Origin of the sequence: Paenibacillus sp. LjRoot153 (assembly GCF_964253085.1) — a bacterium.
Taxonomy (GTDB): domain Bacteria; phylum Bacillota; class Bacilli; order Paenibacillales; family NBRC-103111; genus Paenibacillus_E.
The window spans coordinates 5798753-5815596 of record NZ_CAXUQH020000001.1 but is presented as its reverse complement, the minus strand read 5'-3'; the positions used below and the strand labels follow the sequence as shown (position 1 = coordinate 5815596).

Below are 16844 nucleotides of genomic sequence, written 5' to 3'. Positions count from 1 at the left end.
ATTTAACATGTCAGCAGTAAAATCAATTGCCGTTTTAACCAGTGGAGGAGATTCTCAGGGGATGAATGCAGCAGTTCGAGCGGTTGTTCGAAGTGCATTATACCATGGGCTCGAAGTGTATGCCGTTCAGCGCGGGTATCAAGGTCTTATTAACGATGATATCCGTAAAATGGATTTGCGCAGCGTAGGTGACATCATTCAACGTGGAGGAACGATTCTCCAAACGGCTCGTTGTAAAGAATTTATGACTCCTGAAGGACAACAAATCGGTGCAGACAACTTGCGGAAACGCGGGATTGACGGCTTAGTTGTTATTGGTGGAGATGGTTCCTATCAAGGAGCGAACAAGCTTAGCAAGCTGGGTATCAAAACGATGGGCCTACCGGGCACGATCGACAATGACATCCCATTCACTGATTTTACAATTGGATTCGATACAGCTGTTAGTATCGTCGTAGATGCGATTAATAAGCTGCGGGATACGATGACATCTCATGAACGTTCATCAGTTGTCGAGGTTATGGGACGTCATTGTGGTGAAATTGCCTTGTATGCGGGACTTGCCAGCGGTGCTGAAACCATTATTGTGCCAGAGGTGGATGTGGATGTTACAGAGGTAGCTAATCGGATGAAGGATAACTTCAACCATGGCAAGCGTCACAGTATTATCCTTGTTGCTGAAGGAGCAGGAACTGGTGAAGGAATTGCGAAGCAGATCACAGAAACCAACGGGATTGAACCTCGTGTGACCGTTCTTGGTCATATTCAACGCGGTGGTGCGCCAACGCATAATGACCGTATTTTGGCAAGTCGTCTAGGTGATTTTGCTGTTCGCAAACTGATGGAGGGTGATTCTTCCAAAGCTTGCGGTATTATCAAAGGTGAGCTTGTGGCAACGGATATCGATCTTGTTGTGAACACGAAACGTACCTTTAACATGGAGCTTTATGAATTGGCTAGTCGGTTGTCCCAGTAAGCCTGATTTTGTGAATAGATGTTGATCTTCATTTGCATTTCGGCTATAATAGCGAACAACGTATAAATCGACATCATGTCAATGAAGAGCTTCCAACTCGGAGACGTTCATGATCGGAAGGATGTAAGGTCCTTCTCTAAATAAACCGGCACCGCCCGTTATCGCGGAACCAAGCGGATGATGACCATTCATGTCATCATCAAGTTGGGTGGCACCGCGAGCAGAACGCTCCTCGTCCCAATCGGACTGAGGGCGTTTTTTGTCTTTTTCACATATACGAAGAGGAAGCGGTGACGGAACATGCTGGATATCAAATGGATTCGAAATAACCCAGATCACGTAAAAGCAGCAGCTATTCTAAAAGGTGTAGAATGCCACGTTGAGGAAGTGCTCGTAGTCGATGAGAAGAAAAGGGAATTGCTGGGCCAAGTCGATCTGCTGCGAGCAGATCGCAATCGTGCTTCGGAGCAAATAGCGTCACTAATGACGCAGAGGAAGACCGCTGAGGCAGAAAGCTTGAAGGATCAAGTTCGCGGCTGGAATCAGCGATTGTCGACTCTGGAAGAGGAATTAGCGGTGTGTGAACAAAGGTTCAAGGAGCTCATGCTGAAGATACCGAATATAGCCTCGCCGGATACACCAATAGGTGCGAGCGATCAAGAGAACATTGAGGTGAAGGTCGTTGGCGATAAGCCAACTTTTGAATTCGAGATGAGAGATCACCTTCAGCTTGGTGAAGCACTAAATATGATCGATGTTGCTAGAGGAGTTAAGATTGCAGGCAGCCGCAATTATTATCTCAAAGGAATGGGACTTTATTTGCACAGGGCTGTCCAACAACTAGCCGTAGACCTGTTAACGGATCGTGGCTTCACCGTCATGGATGTGCCGCTCATGGTGCGGGAGGAAACTCTGCTGAATGCGGCTTTCTTTCCAACAGGTAAAGATCAAACGTATGAGCTTCCTGAGGACAACACATGGTTAGTCGGTACTTCGGAAGGCCCATTAGTTTCGTACTATGCGGGAGAGATCGTCGATTTATCGGAGGGACCAATTCAGTTAGCAGCCGTGTCGAATTGCTTCCGGAAAGAAACGGGCTCAGCGGGAAGAGATGTCAGGGGCTTATATCGTGTCCATCAATTCGCGAAGGTTGAGCAAGTGATCCTCTGTGAAAATAATACGGATGAAGCAGATCGCATGCTGCAGTTGATCACACAAAATGCTGAAGATTTACTCGCATGTCTAGAATTACCTTATCGTGTTGTAGCGGTGTGTTCGGGGGACATGGGGGCTAAAAACTACAAACAATTCGACATTGAAACATGGATGCCTAGCCGAGGGGCATACGGCGAAACGCATTCGTCGTCGAGCCTGCTGGATTTCCAAGCTAGACGCAGTAATTTGCGCTATCGGGATCAGGAAGGTGTGTTACGCTATTGCTACACACTGAATAATACAGCTGTTGCATCGCCGCGGATCCTTATTCCATTGCTTGAAAATCACCAACAGGCAGATGGCTCGATTTATATCCCCCCTGCGTTGCGACCGTATATGCGAGGACTGGAAGCCATTAGCGTTTAATAATAGAAAGCCCCTTATCCTAAGTGTTTCAATAGGATAAGGGGCTTTTTGTTGGAAGCGGCGTTTTGGAATTGACTAAGAAGCGAAGGATTAGTGACTTAGGGACGTAGGAGTTTCCGAGGTCACCAACTCCTAAGTTCCCAAGTTCCCAAGTTCCCAAGTTCCCAAGTTCCCAAGTTCCCAAGTTCCCAAGTTCCCAAGTTCCCAAGTTCCTAAGTTCCTAAGTTCCTAAGTTCCTAAGTTCCCAGCTCCCCAACTCCCCAACTCCCCAACTTATAGGTTAACGGACATAGGTGACGCTATTTGGTCTAAATATGACGGTTTAAAACTCTAACGGCCACGGCTGATGCTATTCAGCTAAATATGATCTTTATTTGAGTGAATTGCCACAATACGGTCCATCATGTCCGTTAGATCAACAAAATCCCTAGTTGTGTAGAAATAACGATCATCGTGTCCGTTAGAGTTTGCAGGTGCCACCGCCTTACGACTTAATAACCTTCAGCCAAGTCTACAACATTGATCATATCTCCGCCATCCAGCATCGCGCGCAAATTGTGATAGAAAATGGTGGATACGCGATCCGTATAATGTTCAGATGATCCAGCAATATGAGGGGTTAGGATGACATTCTTCATGACCCAAAGTGGGGAAGTAGCAGGTAGTGGCTCTTGCTCAAAAACATCTAAGGCTGCACCGGCTAGTTTGCCTTCCTGTAAGGCTTGAATCAAAGCAATTTCATCCAGCACATCTCCGCGAGCTAAATTAATGAAAAAAGCGCTCGGCTTCATAAGCGCTAGATGCTCTTTACGTAAGAATCCCCGCGTTTTCACTGTACTTGGAAGCAGAACGACGATGAAATCACTTTGGGACAGCAGCAACTGAAGACCATCCTCACCGTGAACGGTTGTATCGAAAGCGGCTTGTGGTATCCCTGAACGATTCAGGCCGATGACCGACATATCAAACGCTTTGGCCTTGCGAGCAACCGCTTCGCCGATGGCCCCAGCCCCGATAATGCCTATCGTCTTGCCGTGCAGCTCTCCAAAGCGGACTTGATTGTCCCACACATGCTGCTGTTGGTTATCATGAAGTAAATTAGCTTTCCGAACCCATTGCAGCATGAGACTCAGCGCAAATTCACTCATTTGAATGGTGTGAACACCTCTAGCATTCGTGACAATCACTTGACGTTGATCGAGTTCCGCAAGAGGCAGTTTATCAACGCCTGCGGATAAGGTTTGCACCCATTTCAACTTCTGGGCTCGACTGACGATGTCTGGGTGTAATCGACCTGCTGAGATGATCACATCAGCATCAGGGAGCATATCACCTGCATCCTTAGAAGAGGAAAACCAATGAAACTGGATGCGCTCCTTCAAGTCTTTAGGCATTTGCTCTTGCATAGAAGTTAAATTCATGCCTGTTATAGCTACTATTTTCAGCATATCATCACATCCTTTTTGATTATCGAAATGAATACTACAATGATATATGAAATGGAAACCGAAAGTAAACACGGACCGCATGCAAAATACCCCGGGAGCATACTTATGCTCTCAGGGTACTGATAAATTTGACTTTTAATAGCTTACATTAGCCGTATAGTTATTGTTGGCATTCCACAATAAATACTCATTAATTCCGTTGTCTTTCAAGGCTCGAATCTGCTCATCTAACTCATGCTTGCCGTATTTAATATAGCCTGGAACCCAAGAAGCAGTAAAGTCTTGTATCCAAGGGCGGATAACAGGCTTCCAGCCTTTCTGATCAATGGCTTCAAGCTTTTTATTGGTATCCTTGGAAGCACCATTAATTGTGGCATACGGTGCAGCATCAGGTACTTTGGATCCGAACCAACCCGTGCTGTAATGGCTTGGATAAATCATTGGAGCAATGACATCGACATTCTGTGAGATTTTCTCGAAATCTTGACCGATACCTTCGGCAGCCGGAACAGACGCTGCATAACCGAAAATGTCGACAGAGACGCGAACGCCAAGAGGTGATAATTGCTCTCTCGCATATTTTACGAAAGAGGAGACAGCATCAATCCGTGAACGCTCATCTTTGGTATATTTGAGAATGTCTGCTCGTTTCTCGAAGCCTTCTGGGAAGCGGACATAATCGAACTGAATTTCTTTGAAGCCTGCTTTGACAGCTTCTTTGGCAACGGCAATGTTGTAGTCCCACACTTCTTTGTTGTATGGATTAACGAAGCTGTCAGGCGGGTTCTTGCCATTCCCCCACAGTGTGCCATCTGGATTAATGAAGGATAATTCCGGTTTCTTCTTGGCAAGAACCGTGTCTTTGAATACGACGATACGGGCAATGGGATAAATGTTATGTTCTTGTAACGTTGTCATGAGTCCTGGCATATTGCTAATAATTTTCTGAGTTGTTCCCATCGCATCGAGCTCGGCATTCCCAGTTTCCCAAGTAATGTAGCCCCAGTCATCTTTCACATCGATAACCATCGAATTTAAATCGGTATCATCAAGTAATTTTACAAGCGTATTGAGTCGAGAGCCGCCAGCACTGTGAGCAGTGGAGTAGATCCCTTTAACGACAGGGGCATCTTTCTGTGGATCTACTTTGTTGATAGGTGCGAGTGGATCCGTTACTTCCGTAGGTGATGTAGGCGTTACTGGTTGAACGATAGCAACAGCGTTCTTCGCATCTAGCGAAGCCTGCACAAGCTGTTCAAAGCTTGCTTCGGGGTTTGCGGCCGTAACATTACCCCAAATGAGGGCAAGTGAGGCGAGTAATATTTCCATGATGAATAAGTCCACTCCAATCCTTGTTTCTAGCTTTCATTATAAGCCAAGCGGGAAACTACGCACAGAGGAAATTTGTAGGCTTTTGTAGAAGCTTGTATGAGTAATTTGGCACATGAGGTATACAGTCCTTAAGTAGGAATAAACAAAAACACCTAGAAGCTTGGCCTCCAGGTGCTTGGACTTACTTATTTGATTCACTCTTCGATACTTCAGGGTTAATTTCTTTCCGTGCAATCGTAGGTTGATCATCCGTTGATGAGTTGCTGCCGTTTCCATTTGTTGCATCTTTGAACTCGCGGAACATTTTGCCAAAACCTCGACCAAGCTCAGGCAGTTTATTAGGCCCAAATAAAAGCAGGGCAACGATCGCAATTAGAATGATGTGCCAAGGAGATAAAGCTCCCATTCCAGACACCTCCAGTAATATTTATGTTAGCTCTATTATATCATGGACTTATCATAACCCATATAGCCTATTTATTACAATTTTAATAACACGATGCGTAAAATAGCTGCAAAAAAAGACACCCTCAATGGTACAGGGTGTCCTTATGATGTTCCGAAATGCTAAATTGAATAATTTCCATGACATCTTCCGCTGCGAGTGCCTCTATACCGAACCGTAGCACGATCTCGGATTCCAACTCATTGCTGGTTAAAGAGGGATACAACTCGGGCGTTAATTTCATTACAATCCTGGATAATTTGACTGTCTCCACAAGCATCACCCTTCCAATCAGAAGATTAGAATAAGAACTACGCCTGAACCTACCATCGATGAAAACCAGAACTATATGAAATTATATTCATTATAACACAATTCAAAAGGGAATAAAGGGGCAGGTGGCTTATTTCTCACTTGGGCTTTCGGAATTCCCCAACAACACCGACAGTTTCCACAATATTCACGAACGCTTTCGGGTCAATCTCCTTAATAATTCGCTTTAATTCCACGAGTTCATATCGTGTCGTAACCGTCATCAACATATCATGCTGCTGCTTCGTATAGGCACCTTCCGTTTTAATAAGGGTAACACCTCTGGGGATCATAAGCAGCTTATTAATAATGGCATCCTTATGTTTAGTAACAATGAACGCGGTTACTTTAATATGACGGATATGTATCATATCGACAGTTTTTCCGCTAATGAAAATAGCTAACATTGAGAACAATGCAAGGTCCCAATTATCTTTGAAATAGCCGAGTGCGACGATAACAATACCATTCATCGAGGATAAAATGGTGCCAAGAGGGAAGTCATATTTCCGGGTTAAAATCAGGCCGACAATGTCAAACCCGCCGCTGGATCCGCCGATGCGAAGCGTGATTCCGCTACCGATACCAATAAGGACGCCGCCAAAAACAGCACCTAACATGGAATCATTGGCAACGAAGCTGGTCGGAATAATTTGCATCATCCAAGTGGTTAAAACGACAGATGCAACGCTGATCATGATGAAACGTTTACCAATGGATACGAGTCCCCAAATCATGAGTGGCATGTTAAACAATAAGTAAAGAAATCCGATATTATAATCTGTAAAATAACCTATAATCATGGCAATACCCGAAACCCCACCGCTAAGGAGTTGATGGGGGATGAGAAACATATTGAAGCCAACTGCGACAAGCAGTGCGCCAACTAGAATGATTAGAACATCTAGCGCCTTTTTCAAAACAAATCACCTCTAAAATAGTATGCAGCATATTGCAAGTATAATTCATTCTTATAAAACTGCAATCATTATTTAGACAGTGGACAATTAATTCGAAATGCATAAAAAAAGCTGCGTCCAAAAGATGGAGAGCAGCTTGAAATTGGAAATTATCGGCGCTTGAAGGAGCCTGTTTTCTTAGTGGTACTTGGCTTACTTGTTGTTGGCTTTGTTACTTTATTAGGAGTCGAACCATCATTCTTACGTGTTGTTGAGGAGCTTCCAGAGCTAGGATTTGCTGCACCACTTGTGAAACCACCCGTTCGATCGGACGTAGTGGGCTTCGTTTCCTTGGTGGACCCTGTAGTTGGTGTTGTTGCCTTGTAATTCGGCGTCTTTGTGTAGCCGCGGTAGTCATAAGAAGATCCTCTATTGTTATTCCAGCCGCCACCGAATATAGATTGAAGCAGCGAGGCGGTTAAATAGCCTTGTAAGAAGGAGGAATCATAATGGCTCTTGGCATATTCAATACTATCGAGCTGTACTAATGTATTTTTATTATCACTTGGATCTTTCTGGATATTGATAACCTTGTCCTTATACACAAGGAACATCTGATCGTCAGATTCCTTACTCTTCTCTTTAGGCGTTTCTTTGGCAGCCAGTTCATTCGCAACTGTTGGTACATTCTTGCCTTCAACAGCGTAAACTTTGGACATCGTGGTTCCCTTGCCATCTACGCTTACTAACGGGTATTCATCCTTGATATAACGTCCGGCATCTGCACCACATGCGGTAAGAAGAGCGATTATTACTATGAAGGAAAGCCATGAAGTCCATCTCTTCATTTTCTGGTAGTCCTCCTTTCAGGGTGTTTCCGAAACATGCTTCCATGATAACATAGCTTCGTCGTCATCAGTGTCGATTTCAAAAATTTCTCAAAAATTTAATTTGATTGCCAGGTGTGCGCTCGCCTTCTAGGGCAACAAATTTGCCATCCTGCCATTGAAGGAAAAAGAAGCGCTGGTCAGGTCCGAAATATCGCCAGAAGATGATATCATCGCCGCTGCGGAAATCAGTGTTGCCTTCTGTCCGTGAGACGTCATTGCGATGAAATTCCAAATCGAAAGTGACATCTCCATCTAACTCTAATCGAGTAGGCACATCATTGGGGTCATCTAGTGCTCCTTCAATAAAGCTGCATAAGAAGCAATCATAGGTTCTCCCTTTTTCCACAATCAAGCACTGAATATTTTTACCGCTTTGTAGATAATAAGCATAGCGATGTGGAGCAAATCCACGGTCAAAATAAACGACTTTACCGGAGATTACATATTCCTCTAAGTCTACATTTACAATATCGCCAACACGCGCATCTTCAAGTGGATTGCCGACGGCTGCTGTTGTAGGTGGTTGCTTCTGACTGCGAAGAATGTTGCTAACACGCTTAAATAGGGACATAAGAAACTCTCCTCTGTACGATTCCGTTTTATTGTTCTCCCCTTTAATACGAGTTACTTATTCATTCGGTTTCGTTCGAATCGTTAAAAGTAGCCACTGGCAATGTGGGTATCACCTGTGCTATAATATTTTAGATGTTCTTAAGGGCGGCCAGTTGGATCATGGAAGATGACGAATCGAAAGTGTATTCCACCAAGAAACTATAGAGACGGATAGGAAGTCGTACTTAAGGGTAAAAAAGATACAAGGCATTAGCCTGCCCTGTACAAAAGGAGATTGAATTTATTTGAAAACATTTCAGGAGTTTGGTTTAGACGCATCGGTATTACGCGCGATTACAGAGATGGGCTTTGAAGAGTCCACACCAATTCAAGAGAAAACAATACCATTGGCCATGGAAGGCCGTGATTTGATCGGGCAAGCACAAACAGGTACTGGGAAAACGGCAGCGTTTGGTATTCCACTAGTTAATAAAATCAATGTAAAAGAAGAGCGCATTTCGGCTTTAATCATGTGTCCAACACGGGAACTTGCCATTCAGGTTGCGGAAGAGATTGAAAAACTCGGTCGTTTCAAAGGCATTCGTTCTTTGCCAATTTACGGTGGACAGGATATCGTGAAACAAATCCGCGCTTTGAAAAAGAAACCACAAATTATTATCGGAACGCCAGGACGTCTTCTAGACCATATTAACCGCAAAACGATCAAGCTTGATGATGTTCAAACGGTTATTTTGGATGAAGCTGATGAAATGCTTGATATGGGCTTCATGGATGATATTCAATCTATTCTTAAACTAGTTCCAGCAGAACGTCACACGATGTTGTTCTCTGCAACTATGCCGACGAACATTCAGAAATTGGCTCAACAATTCCTTACAAATCCAGAGCACGTTTCGGTAATCCCGAAACAAGTGAGCGCTCCTTTGATCGAGCAAGCTTACATTGAATTGCATGAAAAACAAAAGTTTGAGGCGCTTAGCCGTTTGATCGACATGGAAGCACCAGACCTAGCAATTATCTTCGGACGCACAAAGCGTCGGGTAGATGAGTTGGCAGAAGCTCTTCAAAAAAGAGGTTATGCTGCTGAGGGACTTCATGGTGACTTATCCCAAAATCAACGTGATAACGTAATGAGAAAATTCCGTGATGGTAGTATTGATGTTCTTGTAGCAACTGACGTTGCTGCACGTGGGCTAGATGTATCTGGTGTTACTCATGTTATCAACTTTGACCTTCCGCAAGATCCAGAGAGCTACGTTCACCGTATCGGCCGTACAGGTCGTGCAGGTAAAGAAGGTACTGCTTGGACTTTCGTGACGCCACGAGAAATCGATCACCTTCACTTTATTGAGAAGGTTACACGCCATAAAATCAACAAAAAACCTTTGCCAAGCGTAGCAGAAGCGGTAGAAGGTAAGCAAAAAATGACAGCTGAGCGTATTTTGGATATGCTTCAAAAAGAAGAGCATTCCGAATTTAAAGGCCTAGCTATTCAAATGCTTGAGCAATACGATTCCGTTAACTTGCTTGCAGCAGCGATGAAGCTTCTTACAGGTGACAAGAAAGATCTAAATATCGAATTGACACCAGAAGATCCGATTCGTGCAAGAAAGAAAAAATTCGATGTTCGCAGCTCAGGTAGACGTGTTGGCGGTGGATACGGTTCAGGATCAGGTTCAAGCGATCGTCGTCAAGGTGGCGGCGGTTATGGTGGATCAGGTTCAGGCAATTCCTCAAGTGGTGGCTCACGTTACCCACGTAAGGATAGCAGAGACTACGGTTCAAACAGAGAAGGCGGAAGCAGCTCAACTTCGAGAAATCGTGAATACGGAAGCAATAACTCCGGAAATCGTGATCGTTCCAGAGCGCCGCGCAAAAGTGAAGATACACTTGTAAATAAATAAGTTACAGCACTAAAAAGGCGGAGATCCTAAGGATCTCCGCCTTTTTCAAGTTGTATATGGTTTAAATTACAAATGAGCTAGTGATGATAACTAACAAAATGAAAAGCACCAAAATAGCACCTGCGGATGTTCCAACTGCATGAGACATAGTATCAACCTCCTGAATAATGATTGGTGGTACGATTAGACAATACTATATTATGTAAAAGAACCTATAACGACTAGACAGCTACCTATATCATGAAAAATAGGCTATAATTAAGAACATATACAAAAAAGACATGCTATCGTCATGTCAGCAGTTAACAACGTAGAAAGTTTCCAGATGGAAACGCTAAGGAGGAAGCAGTTTTGGAGTTTAAGGGAGTTATGGGAGGACTGTACAGAATATCGGAGTGGATTATGCGGTTATCCGTTATCAATTTGCTTTGGATGCTTTGTTCGATTCCGGTATTCTTTTTCCTCTTTATGGGGTTAGTGAGTCAAACGCCGGACGCTTTGAAAGCTACGCTGCCGATTCTTGCAATTTTGGCACCGTTTACTTTATTTCCTGCGACAACAGCTATGTTTGCGGTTGCTAGGAAATGGGTGACTGGAGAAGAAGATGTTCCGTTGTTAAAAACATTTTTCCGTGGATACAAAGAAAACTATTTGCAAAGTATGCTTGGCGGTATATTCTTTGTACTAATCTTCGTTATTATTGCTGTGAACTATTTCTTCTATTTGAAGCAAGGCAGCTCGTTGAAAGTACTAGCCGTTCTTTTTATTGCTTTCACCGTGATCATGATTATTGCTTTGTTTAATTTCTTCTCCATTATCGTTCATTTGCACATGAAGATTTTTCAAATTGTTAAAAATTCAATTTTAATTACAATTGGCAATCCCATCAATTCGATTGTTTTGCTCATTTGTAATGGTGTTATTGTTTATATTTGTTTAACGAAGTTCAATTTCTTCTTAGTTGTGTTCTTTATGGGTGCTATTGTAGCTACGTTTTCCTTCTGGCAGTTTAACCGAAGCTTTACGAAGCTTCAGACGAAACAACAGGAGCTGGAAGAGAAGGAACAGCAGCGACTTGCTGAAGCCGCAGCGGCTGAAGAAGGAAATGATGATACGAGTGAACGAGTAGATAATGATTCTACGATTAGCTTGCATAAAAAAGATGAGAATGACAAGACTAGAGATTAATCCTACCAGTTGATTATCAGCGAGGTTGGATCTATAATAAGAAAACAGAAGAAATCTGCGATGCTCGTAACGGTTTTAAGTTGTTTTAAACCAATGACTGTTTCTAGGGAGACCTATATTGAAGTGTGGCTGACATGCCCTCGAAAGGGGACCTCAAATACACGTCTGCGGACACCCACCTGCGAGAGCGGGTTTGAAGCACCAAAACCGGACGGCATAGGCGGGTTTCTTCGAATAAAAAAGAGGTTGAACAGGGATATGCCCTGCTCAACCTTTTTTTTATTGTTTCGGGAGGAGGGGGAAAGCTGGACCAGGGGGCTGAATCCGGAGCCGAACTCGTCGAGCACGACCCCGAACTCCACCCCCGTACCTTGAACTCGAACCCGGACCAGACTCCTACCCCAAACCCCGAACCCGTCTCTCAATCTGTCCAATGGATAAATCCAGGGAAAAGCCCGTTAAACAAGTTAAATTATCGATTTGATTGGATAATTCCATTCAAATTTTCGGTTATTCAATATTTTAGGCCTGAATCAAGCGGCTCTACTGGATTTATCCAATGTAGGGAGCAAAAGTGAGTGGCTTGATAGGAAATGACATGAAAATAGCTCGCTACTCACATAAAAAAAGACCACCCGAGGGTGGTTTATTGGATATAAAGATTGATGCAATCACTTGCTCAGCATCATTTTGATACTCGTTCAAGCTAAACGAGTCCGTCCAAGGAGGGCGGCTTAGTTGATTGTATCTGCTAAATCAGTCAATTGATGGAACGTGCTTTGTAATGTAGGGTAAAGGCTGCGATACACTTTATAGTACGCTTCATATTTAAGTTGGTTAGCTGGATTAGGTTCTACGCGATCTGTGACTTCAATCCAATCTTCGCATAATTTCGTGATATCGACTTGGAGTACACCGGAGGCAGCCATGATTGCTGCGCCATAAGCAGGGCCATCGGTTGAATTGACCGTCACGACTGGAATTCCGAAGATATCTGCGATCATTTGACGCCAGAAAGGACTTCTAGCTCCGCCCCCGTTAACACGAAGCTCCGTAACTTCGATCCCGGATTCACGAATCAATTCCATGGAATCTCGAAGACCAAAGGTGATACCTTCGAGTACAGCACGGGTTAAATGCGCTTTCTCGTGTCTTAGATTAAGTCCGATGAAGGCACCGCGTGCTTTCGGATCAGGATGTGGTGTACGTTCCCCAGATAAATAAGGAAGGAACAATAAACCTTCACTTCCAAGTGGCGCTGTAGCAGCTGCTGCTGTCAGTATTTCGTACACATCTTTGCCTTCTTGTTCAGCGCGAGCAAGCTCTTCACTGGCAAAGTGATTACGCCACCACTGGAATGAGCCGCCAGCCGCGAGCATAACACCCATGCGGTGCCACTTGCCTGGCACGCCGTGACAGAAGGAATGAAGCCGATACGCTTCATCCACTTGGTAGGTGTCGTCGTGAACGAAGACGACACCGGAAGTGCCGAGCGCCACCGAGGCGATGCCTTGGCGGACGACGCCAACCCCAACGGCGCCGCAAGCTTGGTCACCGCCGCCGACAACGATCGGCGTGCCTGGGGCTAAGCCGGTGAGCGCCGCTGCCTCAGGCAGCAGGTGCCCGGCAATGTCGCCGGACTCATAGAGCGGCGGCAGCCACTCGAGCGGGATCTCTAACCGCTCCGCAACGGTTTGAGACCAGCTGCGATTGGCTACATCGAGCAGCAGCGTGCCGCTGGCGTCGGCCATGTCCATGCCGAATGCACCCGTCAGGCGCAGCCTGACGTAGTCCTTCGGCAGCAGCAGATGCCGAACGCGGGCGTAGTGCTCTGGCTCATGCTGCCGGAGCCAAAGGAGCTTGGGCGCGGTGAAGCCGGTCAGCGCCCGATTGCCTGTGAGGCGGCCGAGCTCAGCTTCGCCGACGGTCGCCTCGATGTAAGCGCACTGCTCCGCGGTGCGCTGATCACACCAGAGCAGCGCAGGCCGGATGACCTGCTGCGCCTCGTCGAGAAAGACTGACCCGTGCATTTGGCCGGAGAAGCCAACTCCTGCTACAGCATCACCCGAAACCCCAGTGCTAGCCAAGAGCCCTTGTATGCCTGCAACGGTGGCATTCCACCAATCTTCAGGATGCTGCTCAGCCCAACCTGGATGTGGTTGTTGCAGTGGATATTGGGCAGAATGTGAGCCGATAACCGTACCGGCTTCATCCACTAGAATGCATTTAATGGCAGAAGTACCTAAATCTAAACCCATAAAAAAAGTCATGAGATCACCCTTTATAATAAATTATGGTTATTGCTTCGATATTCTTTGTTTGTTTATTGAATATACAAAGATAACTTATTCAATGTATTCGCCCATGCTTTCGAATATCCTTCTTTTTCACTCGATTATTCCTATGAATTTTTGCTGAGAGGGGCATGCTTATGAGAAACCACTTTACTAAGCCATGCAAGGATGAGTGATCGCTAATTTATTTACGTGGTCGGTCGATTCATCCTCGAAGTACTTTAATAGATGCTTTCTGATAAAGGTGGTAAAACTTGTCTTAAAATTTTCCCTAGGGAAAAATAATTTCAGTGGAACATAATTGTTTACCTGTAGCATAAGATGAGGTTATGTAGTATACTACATATAAAAGTTTCCCTTGAACAACATTATTGGTCTTGTGAAAGAAGGGTTAGTTATGGATTTTGCGATGAAAAAACCGGATCAGGAACAGAGTGGATGGCGTAAAGATTCCTCCGCGCCAAGTCTACCTGAAGTTCATCATAGTATGAAAGTACCTAAGAAAGCTGGCTTTTTCCGAAAGCTACTAGCCTTCGTGGGACCTGGCTATCTTGTAGCTGTCGGCTACATGGATCCAGGAAACTGGGCGACAGATTTGGCTGGCGGTTCCCAATTTGGATATACACTGCTTTCGGTCATTTTAATTTCTAATCTAATGGCTATTCTCTTGCAGGCTTTATCTGGTCGATTAGGTATCGTGACAGGTCGAGATTTGGCGCAAGCGTGCCGTGATCATTATAGTAAACCCGTTTCTTATGTGCTTTGGTTTCTATGTGAGCTTGCGATTGCTGCTTGTGATCTAGCTGAAGTCATTGGTGCCGCGATTGCTTTGCAGTTACTGTTCGGGTTGCCGCTCATATATGGTGTGATTCTGACGGCATTAGATGTTATTCTGGTGCTTATGCTGCAGAAACGAGGCTTTCGCTATATTGAAGCGATGGTAATTAGCTTAATTGCACTTATTATGGTGTGCTTTATTATGGAGCTTATATTCTCCCAACCTGAATTTGCAGCTGTAGCTGCAGGCTTCATTCCAACAACTGAAATTGTAACGAATCCAGCCATGTTATATATTGCCCTAGGAATTCTAGGTGCGACGGTCATGCCACATAATTTATATTTGCACTCATCCATCGTTCAGACGCGTAAAATTGAACCTACGATTGAAGCTAAACGCGAAGCGATCAAATTCTCGACCATTGACACCACGGTTGCCTTAATGCTAGCTCTTTTCGTAAACGCGGCAATTCTCATTCTTTCGGCTGCAGCTTTTCATTCAGCGGGGAAAGAGGTTGCGGAAATTCAAGATGCCTATCATCTCCTTGGACCCATGTTAGGTACAGGTGCAGCAAGTATATTGTTCGCCGTTGCACTCTTAGCATCCGGTCAGAACTCAACGCTTACCGGTACACTTGCCGGACAGATCGTCATGGAAGGTTTTCTGAACATTCGGTTAACACCTTGGCTGCGCCGATTGATCACTCGGTTAATTGCGATCATACCTGCGGTCATCGTGATCGGTATCTATGGGGAAAGCGGAGCAACGGATTTGCTCATTCTCAGTCAGGTTATTTTGTCCTTGCAATTATCCTTTGCTGTGATCCCGCTAGTTACCTTTACTTCAGATCGTAAAAAAATGGGTGAGCTCGTGATCCCGAAATGGATGGCGGTATTGAGTTGGTTTGTAGCCATTTTAATCGCAGGATTAAACGCTTATCTGCTATATAGTACATTTTTGGGATAATGGAATCGATTCTAAGATCAAATCGGGGGAGAAATCTCTCGATTTTTTATTTACCTCTTTTTCTAAAGCCTAATCAATGGTATTATAGAGAATAGTGTTGAAATGGCAAGTGGTCTACATGCACTTCATTGAAGGGGGAAAGGGCTTTTGCTAAAGAGAACTTTAATCGGATTAGTACGTAGTCATGAAACGACAGGGGAAAAAGCTAGAGATCCTTTACTTAAAACTAGATATTTTAAGCTGCCGAAGGAGCAAGTTTGGGAAGAGGTAACGGCTGTACTGAAGAAAACACCAGGTTACAAGCTATTACATGAGGTCCCGAATGTAGGAGAAATCCTTGCTGAGCGCAAAACGGTTACTGGTAGAACACAAGACGTAACATTGACCTTATTTGCCATTAATCCTGTGAAAACGGCTGTTGATATCTATTCAGCTTCACGTGGTTCTATGGGGGATCTTGGATCCAATTATCGTACGATCTTAGATATTTATAAACAATTAGACCGTAAGCTTGCTTCATATAAAATTGATGGATAATAAAAACAGCAGGGAAGCTAGGCCTCCTTGCTGTTTTATTTGTGTGTATTAAACTAATTTTTTAACAGCTTCTACAGCTGCTTCATAGTTCGGGTGAGCTGTCATTTCGCCAAGGTACTCAACGTATTGAACAGTGTCATTAGCGTCGATAACGAAAATAGCGCGCATATCCAATTGAATTTCTTTGATCAATACGCCGTAAGCTTCGCCAAAGGATTTAGTTTTGTAATCGGATAATGTGATCACTTTGTCGATGCCTGCAGCGCCACACCAGCGAGCTTGTGCGAAAGGAAGATCAACGCTGATTGTAAGAACAGCAACATTGTCGCCTAGGCCAGCTGCTTCTTCATTGAAACGACGTGTTTGTGCATCACAAACGCCTGTATCTAAGGAAGGAACTACAGAGATCAATTTCACTTTACCTGCGTAATCAGCAAGTGAGACCTGCGTCATCAAATCTTTGTTAACTTTGAAATCAGGTGCTTTGTCACCTACTTTAATTTCGGGTCCTACCAAAGTGATTGGATTGCTTTTCAGGGTAGCAACACCAGTACGTTCTTGTGCCATTGAATGATTTCCTCCTTTATTATCCATGCTAAATAACAACTCACTTATTATAAGCTTTTTGCAGATAAGTTGTCCAATCGTTGCTATCGAGCTATAATCGGAGTCAAAGAACGAGTTTTGTTTCTTCATCAAGTAGTTAAGTCGGGGGATTTAC

The 16844-nt window shown here is 44.3% G+C and carries 17 protein-coding genes and 1 other RNA gene; 7 read left to right on the top strand and 11 right to left on the bottom strand.

Annotation, left to right across the window (positions count from 1 at the left end; genetic code table 11):
* The first annotated feature begins 7 nt into the window (after positions 1 to 7).
* Positions 8 to 976, top strand: coding sequence for a 6-phosphofructokinase (pfkA, locus tag ACSQ8P_RS25045; protein ID WP_057310643.1), 969 nt, complete (start codon positions 8 to 10; stop codon positions 974 to 976).
* A gap of 78 nt (positions 977 to 1054) precedes the next feature.
* Here pfkA and ACSQ8P_RS25040 read toward each other — a convergent pair whose 3' ends face one another.
* Positions 1055 to 1315 (bottom strand): hypothetical protein, encoded by a 261-nt coding sequence (locus ACSQ8P_RS25040; RefSeq protein ID WP_436237673.1) that lies wholly within the window; start codon positions 1313 to 1315, stop codon positions 1055 to 1057.
* Between ACSQ8P_RS25040 and serS the strand changes: the two genes are divergently transcribed.
* The gene (gene serS / locus ACSQ8P_RS25035) at positions 1277 to 2557 is read left to right on the top strand and encodes a serine--tRNA ligase (protein ID WP_436237672.1); all 1281 of its coding nucleotides are present in this window, start codon (positions 1277 to 1279) and stop codon (positions 2555 to 2557) included. The two genes, ACSQ8P_RS25040 and serS, sit on opposite strands and share 39 nt — an antisense overlap.
* A 491-nt stretch (positions 2558 to 3048) precedes the next feature.
* Here the strand turns inward: serS and ACSQ8P_RS25030 are convergent, their stop codons facing one another.
* From ACSQ8P_RS25030 to ACSQ8P_RS25000, 7 genes are all read right to left on the bottom strand, one after another.
* Complete coding sequence (locus ACSQ8P_RS25030; RefSeq protein ID WP_436237671.1) at positions 3049 to 4005, bottom strand: D-2-hydroxyacid dehydrogenase; 957 nt, start codon at positions 4003 to 4005, stop codon at positions 3049 to 3051.
* Positions 4006 to 4140: 135 nt separating this feature from the next.
* Positions 4141 to 5334 carry a putative glycoside hydrolase gene (locus ACSQ8P_RS25025; protein WP_436237670.1) on the bottom strand — a complete coding sequence of 398 codons (1194 nt, stop codon included), beginning with the start codon at positions 5332 to 5334 and terminating at the stop codon, positions 4141 to 4143.
* Positions 5335 to 5518: 184 nt separating this feature from the next.
* Positions 5519 to 5743, bottom strand: coding sequence for a Sec-independent protein translocase subunit TatA/TatB (locus tag ACSQ8P_RS25020; RefSeq protein WP_436237669.1), 225 nt, complete (start codon positions 5741 to 5743; stop codon positions 5519 to 5521).
* A gap of 124 nt (positions 5744 to 5867) precedes the next feature.
* The gene (locus ACSQ8P_RS25015) at positions 5868 to 6062 is read right to left on the bottom strand and encodes a hypothetical protein (RefSeq protein WP_056616326.1); all 195 of its coding nucleotides are present in this window, start codon (positions 6060 to 6062) and stop codon (positions 5868 to 5870) included.
* A gap of 130 nt (positions 6063 to 6192) precedes the next feature.
* The gene (locus ACSQ8P_RS25010; protein WP_436237668.1) at positions 6193 to 7014 is read right to left on the bottom strand and encodes a YitT family protein; all 822 of its coding nucleotides are present in this window, start codon (positions 7012 to 7014) and stop codon (positions 6193 to 6195) included.
* A gap of 149 nt (positions 7015 to 7163) precedes the next feature.
* A complete protein-coding gene (locus ACSQ8P_RS25005; protein ID WP_436237667.1) occupies positions 7164 to 7841 on the bottom strand; it encodes a DUF4247 domain-containing protein in 678 nt (225 codons plus the stop codon).
* A gap of 79 nt (positions 7842 to 7920) precedes the next feature.
* Positions 7921 to 8454, bottom strand: coding sequence for a DUF4178 domain-containing protein (locus ACSQ8P_RS25000; protein ID WP_436237666.1), 534 nt, complete (start codon positions 8452 to 8454; stop codon positions 7921 to 7923).
* Positions 8455 to 8740: 286 nt separating this feature from the next.
* Here ACSQ8P_RS25000 and ACSQ8P_RS24995 point away from each other — a divergent pair, with 286 nt between their 5' ends.
* A complete protein-coding gene (locus tag ACSQ8P_RS24995; protein ID WP_436237665.1) occupies positions 8741 to 10360 on the top strand; it encodes a DEAD/DEAH box helicase in 1620 nt (539 codons plus the stop codon).
* 61 nt (positions 10361 to 10421) lie between these two features.
* Here ACSQ8P_RS24995 and ACSQ8P_RS24990 read toward each other — a convergent pair whose 3' ends face one another.
* A complete protein-coding gene (locus tag ACSQ8P_RS24990; RefSeq protein WP_223192586.1) occupies positions 10422 to 10508 on the bottom strand; it encodes a YjcZ family sporulation protein in 87 nt (28 codons plus the stop codon).
* Positions 10509 to 10711: 203 nt separating this feature from the next.
* On the opposite strand from ACSQ8P_RS24990, the gene ACSQ8P_RS24985 reads away from it, so the two are divergent.
* Both ACSQ8P_RS24985 and ssrS read left to right on the top strand, forming a co-directional pair.
* On the top strand, positions 10712 to 11548 hold the full coding sequence (locus ACSQ8P_RS24985; RefSeq protein WP_436237664.1) for a YesL family protein: 837 nt from the start codon (positions 10712 to 10714) through the stop codon (positions 11546 to 11548).
* Positions 11549 to 11597: 49 nt separating this feature from the next.
* Positions 11598 to 11779: non-coding RNA, 6S RNA (ssrS, locus tag ACSQ8P_RS24980), on the top strand.
* A gap of 503 nt (positions 11780 to 12282) precedes the next feature.
* Here the strand turns inward: ssrS and xylB are convergent.
* Complete coding sequence (gene xylB / locus ACSQ8P_RS24975) at positions 12283 to 13818, bottom strand: xylulokinase (RefSeq protein WP_436237663.1); 1536 nt, start codon at positions 13816 to 13818, stop codon at positions 12283 to 12285.
* 433 nt (positions 13819 to 14251) lie between these two features.
* Here xylB and ACSQ8P_RS24970 point away from each other — a divergent pair, with 433 nt between their 5' ends.
* Positions 14252 to 15586, top strand: coding sequence for an Nramp family divalent metal transporter (locus tag ACSQ8P_RS24970; RefSeq protein WP_436237662.1), 1335 nt, complete (start codon positions 14252 to 14254; stop codon positions 15584 to 15586).
* A 147-nt stretch (positions 15587 to 15733) separates the two neighbouring features.
* Entirely contained in the window at positions 15734 to 16123 is a 390-nt protein-coding gene (locus tag ACSQ8P_RS24965; protein ID WP_056616306.1) for a DUF1499 domain-containing protein, read from the top strand.
* A gap of 48 nt (positions 16124 to 16171) precedes the next feature.
* Here ACSQ8P_RS24965 and tpx read toward each other — a convergent pair whose 3' ends face one another.
* Complete coding sequence (tpx, locus tag ACSQ8P_RS24960) at positions 16172 to 16690, bottom strand: thiol peroxidase (protein ID WP_056616303.1); 519 nt, start codon at positions 16688 to 16690, stop codon at positions 16172 to 16174.
* Positions 16691 to 16844 lie beyond the last annotated feature (154 nt).

What these genes read in the sequence shown, in the direction of transcription:
- tpx (WP_056616303.1), bottom strand. Translation starts at nt 16,690, where the DNA reads ATGGCACAAGAACGTACTGGTGTTGCTACCCTGAAAAGCAATCCAATC.
- ACSQ8P_RS25020 (WP_436237669.1), bottom strand. Translation starts at nt 5,743, where the DNA reads ATGGGAGCTTTATCTCCTTGGCACATCATTCTAATTGCGATCGTTGCC.
- xylB (WP_436237663.1), bottom strand. Translation starts at nt 13,818, where the DNA reads ATGACTTTTTTTATGGGTTTAGATTTAGGTACTTCTGCCATTAAATGC.
- ACSQ8P_RS25000 (WP_436237666.1), bottom strand. Translation starts at nt 8,454, where the DNA reads ATGTCCCTATTTAAGCGTGTTAGCAACATTCTTCGCAGTCAGAAGCAA.
- pfkA (WP_057310643.1), top strand. Translation starts at nt 8, where the DNA reads ATGTCAGCAGTAAAATCAATTGCCGTTTTAACCAGTGGAGGAGATTCT.
- ACSQ8P_RS25025 (WP_436237670.1), bottom strand. Translation starts at nt 5,334, where the DNA reads ATGGAAATATTACTCGCCTCACTTGCCCTCATTTGGGGTAATGTTACG.
- ACSQ8P_RS24990 (WP_223192586.1), bottom strand. Translation starts at nt 10,508, where the DNA reads ATGTCTCATGCAGTTGGAACATCCGCAGGTGCTATTTTGGTGCTTTTC.
- serS (WP_436237672.1), top strand. Translation starts at nt 1,277, where the DNA reads ATGCTGGATATCAAATGGATTCGAAATAACCCAGATCACGTAAAAGCA.
- ACSQ8P_RS25030 (WP_436237671.1), bottom strand. Translation starts at nt 4,005, where the DNA reads ATGCTGAAAATAGTAGCTATAACAGGCATGAATTTAACTTCTATGCAA.
- ACSQ8P_RS25005 (WP_436237667.1), bottom strand. Translation starts at nt 7,841, where the DNA reads ATGAAGAGATGGACTTCATGGCTTTCCTTCATAGTAATAATCGCTCTT.
- ACSQ8P_RS24970 (WP_436237662.1), top strand. Translation starts at nt 14,252, where the DNA reads ATGAAAAAACCGGATCAGGAACAGAGTGGATGGCGTAAAGATTCCTCC.
- ACSQ8P_RS25015 (WP_056616326.1), bottom strand. Translation starts at nt 6,062, where the DNA reads ATGCTTGTGGAGACAGTCAAATTATCCAGGATTGTAATGAAATTAACG.